Genomic DNA, 13,708 nt, shown 5'->3' on the forward strand with positions numbered 1-13,708 from the left:
GCGGGTCAGAGACCGCGGGCCTTGTCGAGCGCTGACATGCAGCCCTGCTCGTCGCCGGCTGCGAGCGCATCGCGGGCCTCCTGGATCGCGGCGGAGGTGTCGTCTGGCCCACCATCGCTTCCGCCAGTACCAAGATCGGATTCGGTTGCGTCCATTTCCCGCGCCAGTTCCTCGTTCTGGGCTTCGAGCTCGGCGAGATCGCCATCGAGACTTCCTGTCTCGGCGGTGCCTGCTTCGGCGCTCTCCCCGCTGGAGGGTTCGAGCGCATCGATGGTGCCGCTTCCCAAGCCGGACAGGCCCGCCTCGCCAGCGCCGCTGGACGCGAGAAAGGAATCGAGTTCCGCCTGGCAATCCGCGAGAGCCATGGTGCCCGAAAGGGAGACTGCTGCGGCGAGAGCGGCGGGGACGGCAAAACGTTGCATGATCGAAGCTCCTTTTCCGGCCTGGGCTGCCGGGGTCAAATCAGGGGATGCGTCAAAGCGGGATCGACCCGCGGATCTCTTGCAGTGCGCGCAGCTGAATCCCTTCTGGAGTGAAATTAGCCGGATCGAGCCATGCTTGGAAGGCGGATCTGACACGGGGCCATTCGCCATCGAGGATCGAGAACCAGGCCGTGTCGCGGTTGCGGTGCTTGTAGATCGTGGCCTGACGGAAGGTGCCTTCATAGGTGAAGCCCAGCCGCTCGGCGGCACGACGCGAGGCGGCATTGAGCGCATCGCATTTCCACTCGTAGCGCCGGTAGCCGAGATCATCGAAGGCGTGCGCCATCATGAGATACATGGCCTCGGTCGCGGCGGTGGTGCCCTGCAGGCGGGGCGAGAAGGCGATGAAGCCCACCTCGATCACGCCGGTTTCGGGTGCAATGCGGAGATAGCTGGCGATGCCGAGGCCCGCGCCGGTCTCCGCATCGAGGATCGCGTGAAACAGCGGATCGTGGCTGCGTTGGGCGGTTTCGAGCCAGCCATCGAAATCGGCCTGATCCGCGAAGGGGCCTACGGGCATGTAGGTCCAGACCCGGCCCTCCCGATCCTCAGCGAAGGCTTCGTGGAGCGAGCGCCCGTGCCGGGCCGCGCGGATCGGTTCGAGCCGCACGAGGCGCCCGTTCAACGTCACGAGCGGCGGGCGGTCGGCCGGTTTCCAGTCGGGAAGCTCGGGGCCGATCGGCTGGCCGAGAGGATTCAGTCGGGTCATGTCATCACAGTCCGCGTCTTCAGGTCCGGGTCATCAGAACGGCAACCGCCACGTAGCGGAAGGGGTATCGTTCCGGCGTATCCCGCACCAGGCGCTCCGCCCGGCGATAGATGTCCTCCACAAGGTCGTCGAGCTCGGCGATTTCCGCGAAGGAAAGCCGAAGAACCGCCTCGGTGAAGGCCCTGAAGAAATTGGTGTAGTCCCTCGCGTAGGCCGCGCGATCCCCGGTGCGTTCGAATGCCTCGTTGAATGGCACCGGGGCCTCGTAGCTTTCGGCGCGCTCGATCCGGAAGGGCATGTCATCGGCCTCCGCGATCGCGGTGATTTCCTCGAGCGTGCGAAAATAGACCGGCTGGTAATAGGCCTCATAGGTTTCGCGGCTGATCCCCCCGACCTTCAGCACCTCGAGAACCGCATCGTTGAGCACATCGTAGATCCCGTCACAGGTTCGCCGGTCGCCCTCCGCGCCGAAGACCTGCAGCAGGAGCTTCCCGCCCGGAACGAGTTCCTCTGCACGCGCCGACAGGAAGGCGCGGATGTCTTCGGCGGCCCTCTGCCGGAAGACGCGATGCTCCTCCTCGCTGACCCTGCCGATACCGCGCAGGCGGCTGGGACCGTTCGGAAGGATGTAGCGCGGCAGCCGGTCCAGGGGCTTCTCGCTCAGGAATCCGATGGCGTTGAAGGTCATTGCGAGATGAGTCGAAGCGCGGGGCAGAAGCCGGTCGAACATCGACCCCCCGACGGCGCAGGAGGAGACACCAGGCCCCCCGAAGACGGAGGTCCCCTCGGGTCTCAGATCGCGAAAGAGCGCCGAGAAATCGTTGGTCGGCAGATCGCTGTGAATGGTGAGAATGTCTGCGTCCGTCCGCGCGCGCAGGGCCGGGACAATGCGTTGCATCAGCGCGATGGAATTGCGGCCCTCGGAGCATCCGAAATCCGCGAGCCCGATCGCGCCCGGTCCTTCGAGCGGCAGCGCGCTTACCGCGGCATCGAGCCAGGGCAGGACGTGTTCGATGGCGGACATCTGGGGGGCGGAGTTCCGGTTGTAGAACCCCTGCCCCATCATTCCGGTGGTTACTTGCATTGATTTCCCCTCCCGGCGCTCTTGCATGGCGCTCGGCGGAAGGGTGCGCTTCCTCCGCGGTTTACTCAAGCCTCGTCGCGGCGCGCGTCATCTTGCGCGTTCGCGGTAGATGATGAACACGCCGCTGGCGATGATGATGGATGCGCCGACATAGGTGGCGAGGTCGGGCAGTTCGCCCCAGATCACCCAGCCGAGCGCCGTGGCCCAAAGAAGCGCGCTGTAGTCGATGGGCGCGACCACGGCGGCGGGGGCGAAGCGGAAGGCCTGGGTCATCATGGTGACGCCCGCCGTGCCGAAGAGTGCGATGGCCAGAAAGAGCGGGAGATGTGCGGCCTGGGGCGTGACCCAGAAGAATGGGACGATGAGGGCGCTGAAGAGCAGGCCGGTGCCTGTCATGTAGAAGAGCAGCGTCCAGACGCTTTCGCGCGGATCGACCCAGCGCGCAGCGATCATCAGGATGGCGTAGAACAGCGCGGTGGTGAGCGGGAAGAGCGATGCGGGCTGGAAGGCCGCGCCGCCGGGGCGGATCACGATCATCGCCCCGATGAACCCCACCAGCACGGCGGACCAGCGCCGCCAGCCGACCTGCTCGCGCAGGATGATCGCGGACAGCGCCGTGATGAAGATCGGAGCGACGAAGACGAGCGCCGTGGCCTCCGCGAGTTCGAGCTGCTTGAGACCGGAGAAGAACAGGATCGTGGCGCAGAGCCAGAGCGCGCCGCGGAGGAAATGCGGCTTCGGGCGCCGGGACCGCATGGCCTCCGCTCCTCCGGTGATGAGCACGCAGAAGACCGCGAAAGGCATGGCGATCAGGTTGCGCAGGAAGAAGATCTGCACCGGGGAATAGCTCTCGGTCAGGGTCTTGGCGAAGGCATCGTTGATGCAGAGGCAGCCCACGCCCGTGGCCATCAGGAAGATGCCGGTGAGAGCCTGCTGGCCGGGTTTGCCGGTCCGTGGCGGTTCGACTGCGTGGTCCATGGTGGTGCCGTTTCGGTAGTGCCGGGCGACGTGGGCGCCCCACCGGCTGGGTCGCCCATGGAAGGGCCAGCGTCAAAGGAAAAAATCACTGGGGTCAGGTGAGCGGCTGACCACCTGGAGACGACTCAGGCCGAAAGAGCGCCAATCGGAAAACTCCACGGGATTTGCGCCTGCCTGTCGGGCGGATGCGCGCAGGCCCGGCGGTGCTGCGCACCCTGGGGCCGGGCCGTTGCCGTTCGGAGCAGGTGTTGGCCTGTTGTCCCGGCGCTTCGTCCGAAAAGAAAAGCTGCGCTCGCATCGAGCGCAGCCAAATCAGGGTCTCGCTAGAGCGTTTTCCGGGCGCACCCTTGCCAGGGCTCCGCCCGTGATTTCTGGATCCGAGCCTTACCGGGGCTCCGCCCGTTCGCGGCTGAAACGCTCCACCGGAGCGTTTCCGAGACGCCGCTCACCCACCGAAGTCGTCGAGCATGATGTCCTCGCGGTCGACGCCGAGGTCGAGGAGCATGTTGATGACCGACTGGTTCATGATGGGCGGACCGCACATGTAGTATTCGCAGTCTTCCGGCGCGGGGTGGTTCTTGAGGTATTCCTCAAAGAGCACGTTGTGGATGAAGCCGGTGTAGCCGGTCCAGTTGTCCTCGGGCATCGCGTCCGAAAGCGCCACATGCCATTCGAAGTTGGGGTTCTCGGCGGCCAGGCCGTCGAAATCCTCGACGTAGAACATCTCGCGCTTGGAGCGCGCGCCATACCAGAAGGAGATCTTGCGGTCGGTCTTGATCCGCTTGAGCTGGTCGAAAATGTGGCTGCGCATCGGTGCCATGCCGGCCCCGCCGCCGACGAAGATCATTTCCTTGTCGGTGTCGCGGGCGAAGAACTCGCCGAACGGACCCGAGATCGTCACCTCATCGCCGGGTTTGAGGTTGAAGATGAAGGAAGACATCTTGCCCGCCGGGATGCCCTGCGAGCCCGGAGGCGGCGAGGCGATGCGGACGTTGAGCATGATGATGCCCTCTTCCTGCGGGTAGTTCGCCATGGAGTAGGCGCGCTCGACCGGCTCGCTCACCTTGGAGGTCACGTCCCAGATCTTGAAGCGATCCCAATCCGGGTGGTACTCCTCCTCGATGTCGAAATCCTTGTAGGAGATGTCGTAGGGCGGGCATTCGATCTGGATGTAGCCCCCGGCGCGGAAGTTGACGTTCTCGCCCTCGGGCAGTTCCAGCACCAGCTCCTTGATGAAGGTCGCCACGTTGTGGTTGGAGCGGACCTTGCAGCGCCATTTCTTGACCCCGAAGACCTCTTCCGGGACCTGGACCTTCATGTCCTGCTTGACGGCGACCTGGCAGGAGAGGCGGTCGCCCTCGCGGGCCTCGCGCTTGGAGATGTGGCTTTCCTCGGTCGGCAGGATCGACCCGCCGCCCTCGAAGATCTTCACCCGGCACTGGGCGCAGGTGCCGCCACCACCGCAGGCCGAGGGCACGAAGAGTTTCGCCTCCGCGAGCGTCTGCAGCAGCTTGCCACCCGTGGGCACCGAGATGGTCTTCTCGTCATTGATCGTGATGTTGACGTTGCCCTGCGGCACCAGCTTGCTCTTGGCGAACATGATGATCGACACCAGCGCCAGAACGATGAGGGTGAAGAGGAGAACGCCGAGAAGGAAAGTGCTCATGACCCCACTCCCTCAGAGCTTGACGCCGGAGAAGGACATGAACCCGAGGGCCATGAGTCCGGCGGTGATGAAGGTGATGCCGAGGCCCTGAAGCCCGTCGGGGATGTCGGAATACTTGAGCTTCTCGCGCACGCCCGCCATGGCGGTGATCGCCAGCGCCCAGCCGATGCCCGACGACAGGCCGTAGGTCGCAGCTTCGGGGAAGCTGTAGTCGCGTTCCACCATGAACAGCGAGCCACCGAGGATGGCGCAGTTCACGGTGATGAGCGGCAGGAAGATCCCGAGCGCGTTGTAGAGCGGCGGGAAGAACTTATCGAGGATCATCTCGAGGATCTGCACCATGGCGGCGATCATCCCGATGTAGGAGATGAGGCCGAGGAAGGTGAGGTCCACGTCCGGGAACCCCGCCCAGGAGAGCGCGCCGGGCTTGAGCAGCCCGTTCAGGATCAGGTTGTTGGCGGGCACGGTGATCGCCTGCACGACGGTCACCGAGATGCCGAGGCCGATGGCGGTCTCGATCTTCTTCGACACCGCGATGAATGTACACATGCCGAGGAAGAAGGAGAGCGCGAGGTTCTCGACGAAGATCGCCTTTACGGCAAGAGAGAGAAGGCCTTCCATCTCAGTGCGCCTCCACCGTCTGGATACGATACTCGCGGGCTTCGACCTGTTCGGGCTTCCAGGTGCGGAAGGCCCAGATCAGCAGCCCGATTACGAAGAAGGCCGAGGGCGGCAGCAGCAGCAGGCCGTTCGGCACATACCAGCCGCCGTTGTTGACGGTCTGCAGGATGGTGATGCCGAAGAGCGAGCCGGAGCCGAAAAGCTCGCGGATGAAGCCCACCAGCATCAGGATCAGCGAATAGCCCAGCCCGTTGCCGACACCGTCGAAGAAGGAGGCCACCGGCGGGTTCTTCATGGCGAAGGCTTCGGCGCGACCCATCACGATGCAGTTGGTGATGATGAGGCCGACGAAGACCGAGAGCGTCTTGGAGATCTCGTAGAAGAAGGCCTTCAGGATCTGGTCCACCACGATCACGAGGCTCGCGATGATGACCATCTGCACGATGATGCGGATCGCGGACGGGATGTGGTTGCGCAGGAGCGAGATGAAGAAGCTCGCGCAGCCCGTCACCGCGATCACGGCGAGCGACATCACCGCCGAAACCTGGAGCGAGGAGGTCACCGCCAGCGCGGAGCAGAGGCCCAGGACCTGCAGGGTGATCGGATTGTTGTCGACGAGCGGGTCGACGAGGAGTTCCTTGCGCGTCTGAGCCATCAGGCGTCTCCTTCTTTCAAGCGTTCGAGATAGGGGCCGAAGCCCTCCTCACCCATCCAGTAGCGCACGAGGTTGTCGACACCGACCGAGGTCAGCGTCGCGCCGGCCAGTGCGTCGACATGGAATTCCTGCCCGGCGGGGGGAACGGTCTTCGCCACGGTGATCTCGAGGTCACCCTCCTCGTCGCGGAGTTTCTTGCCGTTCCACTGCGTGCGCCAGCGGGGGTTGTCCACCTCCGCGCCGAGGCCCGGCGTTTCGGCGTGTTCGTAGAACTGGAGGCCGAAGATGTCGTTGCCGTTCGCCTCGAGGGCGATGAAGCCCCAGAGCGTGGACCAGAGGCCGTAGCCGTTGATCGGCAGGATGACCTTGTCGATGGAGCCGTCCTCGGCCTCGAGGAGGTAGACGGTCCGGTAGTTCGGCTTGCGGCCGATGCCGGCGGGATCGTCGGTCAGCGCGACCGACAGGGTGAGATCCTGCATTGCCGCACGATCATCGTAGGTCACGGCGTCGATCTCGTCATTGTATTCGCCGGTCTCGAGTTCGACGACCTTGGGCGTGAAGAACTCGGTGAAGGCGGCGTTCACGTCCATGCCTTCCTCGTAGATCCCCGCGACCTGCAGGATGTTGATCCGCTTGTCGCGAAGCTGGTTCGCCTCCTGCACGGGGCGCAGGCTGACGGCGGCGAAGGCCACCACCATCGAGCAGAACAGGCAGAGCGTGACCGCGACGAAGATCGTCTTCGGGGTCGAGTCGACCGGCATCGCCTTGAAACGGGCGAGGAAGCCCTGAGGGTTTTCATCAGGCATGACGCTTGGCCCTCCGTGCGATGTTGGCCTTGACGACGAAGTAGTCGATCAGCGGTGCAAAGATGTTGGCAAACAGGATCGCGAGCATCATGCCTTCGGGGAAGGCCGGGTTGATGACGCGGATCATGACGACCATGAAGCCGATCAGCGCCCCGTAGATGTAGCGACCCATGTTGGTGTGGCTGGCCGAGACGGGCTCGGTCACCATGAAGGCGAGGCCGAAGGCGTAGCCGCCGATCACCATGTGCCAGTACCAGGGCATCGCGAACATCGGGTTCGTGTCGCTGCCGATCAGGTTCAGCAGCAGCGAGAAGGCGATGGTGCCGACCACGCAGCCGACCACGAGGCGGTAGTTGGCGATCTTGGTGTAGAGCAGGAACGCGAGCCCGATCAGCGCGGCGAGCGCCGAGGTTTCGCCGAGGCACCCCTGGATCGCCCCGAAGAAGGACTGCCACCAGGTGATGTCGTAGGCGTTCAGTGCCTGATGGCCCTCGGCGGCGGAGACGGCGAGCGCGGTCGCGCCCGAGAAGCCGTCCACCGGGGTCCAGACCGTGTCGCCGGACATCTGTGCGGGATAGGCGAAGTAGAGGAAGGCGCGGCCGACCAGCGCGGGATTGAGGAAGTTTTTCCCCGTTCCGCCAAAGACTTCCTTGCCGATCACCACCCCGAAGGAGATGCCGAGCGCCACCTGCCAGAGCGGCGTGGAGGCCGGCAGGATGAGCACGTAGAGCATGGAGGAGACGAGGAAGCCCTCGTTGACCTCATGGCCGCGCACCGTGGCAAAGACCACTTCCCAGAAGCCCCCCACCGCGAGCGTGACTATATATATGGGCAGGAAGTAGAGGAACCCGTGCACGAAGCAGGCAAAGGCGTTGTCAGGGTTCAGCCCGATGCCGCTCGCCTGCATGATCCAGGCGCGCCAGCCCGTGGCGCTTTCCGGGCCCAGCAGCGCGATGGCCGAGTTGGTCTGGAATCCGGTGTTCCAGAGGCCGATCAGGATGCAGGGGATCGTGGAGATGACCACGTAGGTCATGATCCGCTTCATGTCGACGAAGCTGCGCGCGTGGGGCGCGACCGTCGTGACCGTCCGCGGTGTGTAGACAAGCGATTCCACCATTTCGTAGAGCGGGAAATACTTCTCGTAGCGCCCGCCCTTGGTGAAATTGGGCTCGATCTTGTCGAAGAAGTCTCTGACTCCCATGCCTCAGCCCTCCTTCTCGATCTTCTCGAGGCTTGCGCGGAGCGCCAGCCCGTACTCGTATTTCGCGGGACAGGCGAAGGTGCAGAGCGCGAGGTCTTCCTCGTCGAGCTCCAGCGCGCCCAGCGCCTGTGCCGTATCGGTATCCATTACCAGCAGCGCCCGCAGAAGCTGCGTTGGCAGGTAATCCTGCGGCATCAGCTCCTCGAAGATGCCCGTGGGCACCATGGCGCGGCGGCCACCGTTGAGATTGGTGGTCAGGTTGAAGAGCATTCCCCTCTTCCGCCCCGATGCAAGCACCGGATGCACCGCGTATTTTTCGCGCTGTGGCGAGATCCAGCCCAGCACTTCCTGGTCGTGGTTCTCGGTGATCAGCGTCACCTGCCGGGCATAGCGCCCGAGATAGGCATAGGGGCCTTCGGCGCTGCGACCCGAAAGGACCGAGCCCGAGATCACGCGGATCGGTTCGTGATCGCTGTATTCATCGGCCACCAGATCGGGGATGTAGGCGCCCGTGTAGGTGCGCACGAGGCGCGGGTTGAGCGCGCGCGGCCCGGCGATCGAGATGATGCGCGAAGGATGGATGTGACCGGTCAGGAAGAGCTTCCCGATCGCGATAACGTCCTGGTAGCCGATGTGCCAGACGAATTTCTCGGCCGTGGGCGGTTCAAGGAAGTGGATATGCGTGCCGGGAAGCCCCGCCGGGTGCGGCCCGCTGAACTCGTGGATCTCGACGCCGTGGACGCCTGCGTGGGGAAGCGTCCGGCCGCTTTCCTTGCAGACGTAGATCTTGCCGTCCGTGAGGCGGGTGAGCGCCGTGAGACCGGCCTCGAACGCATCCGTCTCGGCCTCGATGATCGGAACCGGGTCGGGCGCATGGGGTTCGGTGTCCATCGCGGTGACGAAGATCGCGGCCGGGACATCGTCCTGGGCCGGAACCTTGGAGTAGGGCCGCGTGCGGAAGGCGGTCCAGAGCCCGGAGGCGTAGAGCTTGGACTGGATATCCTCGCGCGGGGCCTCGGGGAGAGCCTCGAGCGCGACCGGCCCGAAATCCTGGCCGTGGTCGAGGGCGTCGTCCACGTCGATCACGACGCTCTGGAGCACGCGTCTCGCGCCGCGGTTGATCGCCCGCACCCGCCCGCTGGCCGGCGCGACGTAGAAGACATCCGGTGAGGTCTTGTGGCAGAAGAGCGGGTCGCCGCGGCGAACGGTATCGCCTTCCGCAACCAGCATCTTCGGCTTCAGCCCAAGATAGTCATCACCGACAACTGCAACTGAGGCGGGCGCCCTGCCCGCATCGACTACCTGCTCGGGCGCCCCGCTCATTGGCAGGTCGAGGCCCCGTTTCAACACATGTTCCGACATCCGCACCGCTGTATCGCTGTCCCTGTTCCATCTCTTAAAGGTAAACAATCCGAGATGCGAGGGTCCAACATGCGCTCAGACGGGAAAATGGCGCCAGTGTGACCGTTCGCTTGCAAATGATGACGATCCGGGCAGTTTCGCTGCCCGGTCGGGCGGATTCGCGCGGTCGCATTCCTTTGTGCGGCATCTTTTGGCTCCATGCGAAATCACGCGATTGGCCGAGTTGACACCGGCCGATCAAGCTGTTGATACGAATTTTCGTATTCTCAGACGGAACCGTTCATGCGACTGATCGCCTGCATTGCGACCGCCTTCCTCCTTCTGGCCTCCTGCGACCGGACACCCGAGGTCATCAGAATCGCCGGCGAGACCATGGGGACGACCTATCATGTCACGGTCGTCGATCCGCCGTCCGAGGAGGACGCGGAGACCTTGCGCGACGCCATCGAGGCAAAGCTCGCGGCTGTCAACGGCTGCATGTCGACCTGGGATCCCGATTCGGAGATCTCCCGCTTCAACGCGATGCAATCGTCCGAGCCCATGGAGATCACCGAGAACATGGCGGAAGTCGTGCGCGCGGCGGATGCGATCCACGCGCTCTCGCACGGCAAGTTCGACATTACCCTCGGGCCGCTGATCGACCTCTGGGGCTTCGGGGAGCCGCGGCCCGGCGAGCCGATACCCTCCGACGAGGCGATCGCGGAAGCGCTCGAGATCGTCGGGCAGGCCCGTCTGATCGACCTCAAGCCCGGCCCCAGCCTCGCCAAGCGCGATCCGCGTGTCAGAGTGAACCTGTCGGCGATCGCCAAGGGATACGGGATCGACCAGGTGGCGGCCGTGCTGGCGGAGAAAGGCATCGAGAACTACCTCGTGGAGATCGGCGGGGATCTCGTCGCCTCGGGGCAGAACCCGCTGGGCGACGCCTGGGTGATCGGGATCGAACGCCCCGACGCACAGCAGCGCGCGGTCGAGATGGTCCTGCCGCTGACCGATCTGGGCGCGGCGACCTCTGGCGACTACCGCAACTTCTTCGAGGAGGACGGGGTGCGCTACAGCCATATCATCGACCCGACCACGGGCCGGCCCGTCACCCACCGCACCACTTCCGTCACGGTGGTGGCGAAGAGCGCGATGCTGGCGGACGGGCTGGCCACAGCACTTCTGGCAACCGGCGAGCGCCGCGGCATCGATCTCGCGGAGGAGAACAACATCGCCGCGCTCTTCATCGTTCACGATGGCGAGGGATTCGTCACACGCTCCACAAGCGCGTTTGAAAAGATCGCCAATCTGAAATAGGTTCAGGTCAAGTTCGGGAAAGAGGGAGCGGCACGCATGGTTGCGACATTCATTCTGGCATTCGTGTTCCTGCTGCTCATCGTTGTGGGCATGTCGCTTGGCGTCATGCTGATGGGCAAGCGGATCAAGGGAAGCTGCGGCGGGCTCAACGCCATTTCGGGCGCGGACAAGTGCCTGGTGTGCAGCCAGCCGATCGATCCCGACAGCCCGATCCGCGACAAGCTGGCCTGCAAGCGCGCGCGCAGCCGGGCCTGATACGCGCACACCGGAGAACAGCGGGGGCGCGTGGCTTCAGGCGCCCTGAACCGGTATGAAGGCCAGGGCGAAGAAGGCGATGGCCGCGGGCACACCGAAAGCCCAGGCCCGCTGCTCCCAACCGGGCTCCTGCGCCTTCCAGTTCAGCCGGAACGACCGACCGGCAAACAGCATCACCAGAAGCAGCACGATCGCGATGGTCGGCGAGAGCGTGAGCGATCCGAAGTCGGGGCGCGCGATCAGGGCGGGTGTGGTCAACATGCGCGTTACATAGCGCCGCGGACCTGCGCGCGGAAGGCTCTCCGGGCAGCATGGCGATCAATTGATCGGGCCGACTGATCGGGTCGACTGATCGGGTCGGCGCGGGCACCGTCGCCGCTCTGACATTTGTGTGACCGGGCTCGACGAAACGGCTGGCACCCGTCAAACGAAACGGCAAAGAATGACCGAACACAGGGAGCCATCGTCATGCGCATGTTCATTGCCGCCGCCGCACTCACCTTCGCCGCCGCACAGGTGGGGGCGCAGTCCATGGAACCGCGCGAGGGATGGTCGGTCTCCCCGACGACCAAGAGCTACGCAGACCTGGTCGAAGCCACCAAGGACGCGATAACCGGCGAGGGCTTCGGCGTCGTGACGGAGGCAGGACCGACGGAAGCCGCTGCCCAGCGCGGCGTGGAGATCCCCGGCAACCGGGTGATCGGCGCGTTCAACAACGTCTATGCGGTGCGCATCCTAGAGCTTTCGGTGCCCGCGATGATAGAGGCGCCGGTGCGCTTCTACGTCACGGAGAACGAGGACGGCACGGCCATGCTCTCCTACAAGCTGCCGAGCCATGTATTCGCGCCGTACTACGACGATGCGGGAGAGGAGCTGGAAACGATCGCAGGCGAGCTCGATGCCGCCTTCGCCGCGATTGCCGAAGTTGCGGTGAACTGAGCCGATGAGCCCGCGCGAGACCATCCGTGCCGCCGATGCCCTTGCACGGCGGCTTCATGAGGCCGGCTGCCGCCATGCTTTCGGCATTCCCGGTGGCGAGGTTCTGACCCTCGTCGATGCGCTGGAACGCGCGGGCATCCGCTTTACCCTCGTCAAGCACGAGAACGCGGCCGGGTTCATGGCCGAAGGGGTCTGGCATCGCACGGGCGCGCCGGGCGTCATGGTGGCGACACTCGGCCCTGGTGCGCTCAACGCGGTCAATGTCGCGGCCAATGCCGAGCAGGACCGGGTGCCGCTCATCGTTCTGACCGGCTGCGTCGATGAGGACGAGGCGCTGACCTACACCCACCAGGTGCTCGATCACCAGGCGGTGTTCCGGCCCGTGACCAAGGCGAGCTTCCGGATGAGTGCGGCGGGCGCGGACACGCTTGCCGACAAGGCGCTCGCCATCGCGACCGAGGCGCGGCCCGGTCCGGTGCATGTAGATGTGCCGATCTCGGTGGCAGATGCGCCCTGCCCATCCGCCGTGACGCGTCGCCGCCCGCAGGCAAGCCCGGTGGCGCCCGCCCCCGGCCCGGATCTGGAGCGCGCGCGGCAATGGCTGGCGGAGGCCGAGCGGCCAGTGATGATCGCGGGCCTCGATGCGGTGCGCGACGGGGCCGGTGCGGAGATCCGCGCGTTCGCCGAAGAGCACGGCGTGCCGCTTGTCACCAGCTACAAGGCCAAGGGCCTCCTGCCCGAGGATCACGCCATGGCGCTCGGGGGCGCGGGCCTCTCGCCCAAGGCCGATGCACTGCTGCTGCCCTTCATCCGGCAGGCGGATCTGGTCATCTCCGCGGGCTACGATCCGATCGAGATGCGCACTGGTTGGCGCGAGATCTGGGACCCGGCGGACACGCGCGTCATCGAGATCGAGGCCACTCCGAGTCATCACTACATGCATCAGGCGGGCCTGCGCTTCGTGGCCGATAGCGCCGCCGGCCTGCACGCGCTGCGCGAGGGCGTGTCACCGCGGCCAACCTGGGCTGGCGGGGAGATCCCCGCGCTGAAGGCCGGGCTTGCGGCGGCTTTCCCGGAGGATGAGGCCTGGGGGCCGGGGGCGGTGATCGCCGAGTGCCGCGAGGCTCTTCCGCCCGAGACCATCGCCACGGTCGATTCGGGCGCGCACCGCATCCTTCTGTCGCAGATGTGGCGCTGCACGGAGCCTTCGACACTGCTGCAATCCACCGGGCTCTGCACCATGGGATGCGCCGTGCCGCTGGCCATCGGCGCGAAGATCGCCGATCCCACCCGGCCCGTGGTGTCCTTCTCGGGCGATGCGGGCCTTCTGATGATCGCAGGCGAGCTTGCCACCGCGGCGGAACTTAACCTTCCGGTGATCTTCGTGGTGTTTGTGGATCAGAGCCTCGCGCTGATCGAATTGAAGCAGCGCCAGCGCCAGATGGGTAATGCGGGCGTCGACTTCCCGCGCCATGATTTCGCCGCCATCGGGCGCGCCTTCGGCGGCGAGGGGCATACCGTCACTTCGCGGGCGGAGTTGCGCACGGCGCTCGACGCGGCCCTCGTGTCCGAGCGCTTCACGGTGATCGCGGCGGAGATCGACCGGCAGGGCTATGACGGGCGGATCTGAGGCAATCGGGAGACGGCAAGGCAG

Annotated in this window: 15 protein-coding genes; 4 read left to right on the plus strand and 11 right to left on the minus strand. The window is 65.1% G+C overall.

Going from position 1 to position 13,708, the window contains the following annotated elements; translation table 11 throughout:
- Positions 1-5: 5 nt before the first annotated feature.
- The 10 genes from ACP15W_RS15260 to ACP15W_RS15305 form a co-directional block, all read right to left on the minus strand.
- Entirely contained in the window at positions 6-422 is a 417-nt protein-coding gene (locus ACP15W_RS15260) for a hypothetical protein (RefSeq protein WP_424933781.1), read from the minus strand.
- A 52-nt stretch (positions 423-474) separates the two neighbouring features.
- Positions 475-1,191: a GNAT family N-acetyltransferase gene (locus tag ACP15W_RS15265; RefSeq protein ID WP_424933782.1), complete on the minus strand. Its 717-nt coding sequence runs from the start codon at positions 1,189-1,191 to the stop codon at positions 475-477.
- A 19-nt stretch (positions 1,192-1,210) separates the two neighbouring features.
- Entirely contained in the window at positions 1,211-2,275 is a 1,065-nt protein-coding gene (locus ACP15W_RS15270) for a hypothetical protein (protein ID WP_424933783.1), read from the minus strand.
- 87 nt (positions 2,276-2,362) lie between these two features.
- Positions 2,363-3,253, minus strand: coding sequence for a DMT family transporter (locus ACP15W_RS15275; protein ID WP_424933784.1), 891 nt, complete (start codon positions 3,251-3,253; stop codon positions 2,363-2,365).
- Positions 3,254-3,698: 445 nt separating this feature from the next.
- Positions 3,699-4,919 (minus strand): NADH:ubiquinone reductase (Na(+)-transporting) subunit F, encoded by a 1,221-nt coding sequence (gene nqrF / locus ACP15W_RS15280; RefSeq protein ID WP_424933785.1) that lies wholly within the window; start codon positions 4,917-4,919, stop codon positions 3,699-3,701.
- Positions 4,920-4,931: 12 nt separating this feature from the next.
- Positions 4,932-5,540, minus strand: a complete 609-nt coding sequence (gene nqrE, locus ACP15W_RS15285) for an NADH:ubiquinone reductase (Na(+)-transporting) subunit E (RefSeq protein WP_424933786.1) — start codon at positions 5,538-5,540, stop codon at positions 4,932-4,934.
- A gap of 1 nt (position 5,541) precedes the next feature.
- The gene (locus ACP15W_RS15290; RefSeq protein WP_424933787.1) at positions 5,542-6,195 is read right to left on the minus strand and encodes an NADH:ubiquinone reductase (Na(+)-transporting) subunit D; all 654 of its coding nucleotides are present in this window, start codon (positions 6,193-6,195) and stop codon (positions 5,542-5,544) included.
- The gene (locus ACP15W_RS15295; RefSeq protein WP_424933788.1) at positions 6,195-7,001 is read right to left on the minus strand and encodes a Na(+)-translocating NADH-quinone reductase subunit C; all 807 of its coding nucleotides are present in this window, start codon (positions 6,999-7,001) and stop codon (positions 6,195-6,197) included. The genes ACP15W_RS15290 and ACP15W_RS15295 overlap by 1 nt, the downstream gene beginning before the upstream one ends.
- Positions 6,994-8,202 carry an NADH:ubiquinone reductase (Na(+)-transporting) subunit B gene (locus ACP15W_RS15300; RefSeq protein WP_424933789.1) on the minus strand — a complete coding sequence of 403 codons (1,209 nt, stop codon included), beginning with the start codon at positions 8,200-8,202 and terminating at the stop codon, positions 6,994-6,996. The genes ACP15W_RS15295 and ACP15W_RS15300 overlap by 8 nt, the downstream gene beginning before the upstream one ends.
- Positions 8,203-8,205: 3 nt before the next feature.
- Positions 8,206-9,564 carry a Na(+)-translocating NADH-quinone reductase subunit A gene (locus tag ACP15W_RS15305; RefSeq protein ID WP_424933790.1) on the minus strand — a complete coding sequence of 453 codons (1,359 nt, stop codon included), beginning with the start codon at positions 9,562-9,564 and terminating at the stop codon, positions 8,206-8,208.
- Between the two features lie 282 nt (positions 9,565-9,846).
- Here ACP15W_RS15305 and ACP15W_RS15310 point away from each other — a divergent pair, with 282 nt between their 5' ends.
- Both ACP15W_RS15310 and nqrM read left to right on the plus strand, forming a co-directional pair.
- On the plus strand, positions 9,847-10,860 hold the full coding sequence (locus ACP15W_RS15310) for an FAD:protein FMN transferase (protein ID WP_424933791.1): 1,014 nt from the start codon (positions 9,847-9,849) through the stop codon (positions 10,858-10,860).
- 36 nt (positions 10,861-10,896) lie between these two features.
- Positions 10,897-11,115: a (Na+)-NQR maturation NqrM gene (gene nqrM, locus ACP15W_RS15315; RefSeq protein WP_424933792.1), complete on the plus strand. Its 219-nt coding sequence runs from the start codon at positions 10,897-10,899 to the stop codon at positions 11,113-11,115.
- A 36-nt stretch (positions 11,116-11,151) separates the two neighbouring features.
- Here nqrM and ACP15W_RS15320 read toward each other — a convergent pair whose 3' ends face one another.
- Positions 11,152-11,376 (minus strand): hypothetical protein, encoded by a 225-nt coding sequence (locus tag ACP15W_RS15320; protein WP_424933793.1) that lies wholly within the window; start codon positions 11,374-11,376, stop codon positions 11,152-11,154.
- A 213-nt stretch (positions 11,377-11,589) separates the two neighbouring features.
- Here ACP15W_RS15320 and ACP15W_RS15325 point away from each other — a divergent pair, with 213 nt between their 5' ends.
- Together ACP15W_RS15325 and ACP15W_RS15330 are read left to right on the plus strand one after the other, a co-directional pair.
- Entirely contained in the window at positions 11,590-12,054 is a 465-nt protein-coding gene (locus tag ACP15W_RS15325) for a DUF302 domain-containing protein (protein ID WP_424934049.1), read from the plus strand.
- 4 nt (positions 12,055-12,058) lie between these two features.
- Positions 12,059-13,684: a thiamine pyrophosphate-binding protein gene (locus tag ACP15W_RS15330; protein WP_424933794.1), complete on the plus strand. Its 1,626-nt coding sequence runs from the start codon at positions 12,059-12,061 to the stop codon at positions 13,682-13,684.
- Positions 13,685-13,708 lie beyond the last annotated feature (24 nt).

It is taken from the genome of Amaricoccus macauensis (assembly GCF_049800915.1).
Taxonomy (GTDB): Bacteria; Pseudomonadota; Alphaproteobacteria; order Rhodobacterales; family Rhodobacteraceae; genus Amaricoccus; species Amaricoccus macauensis_A.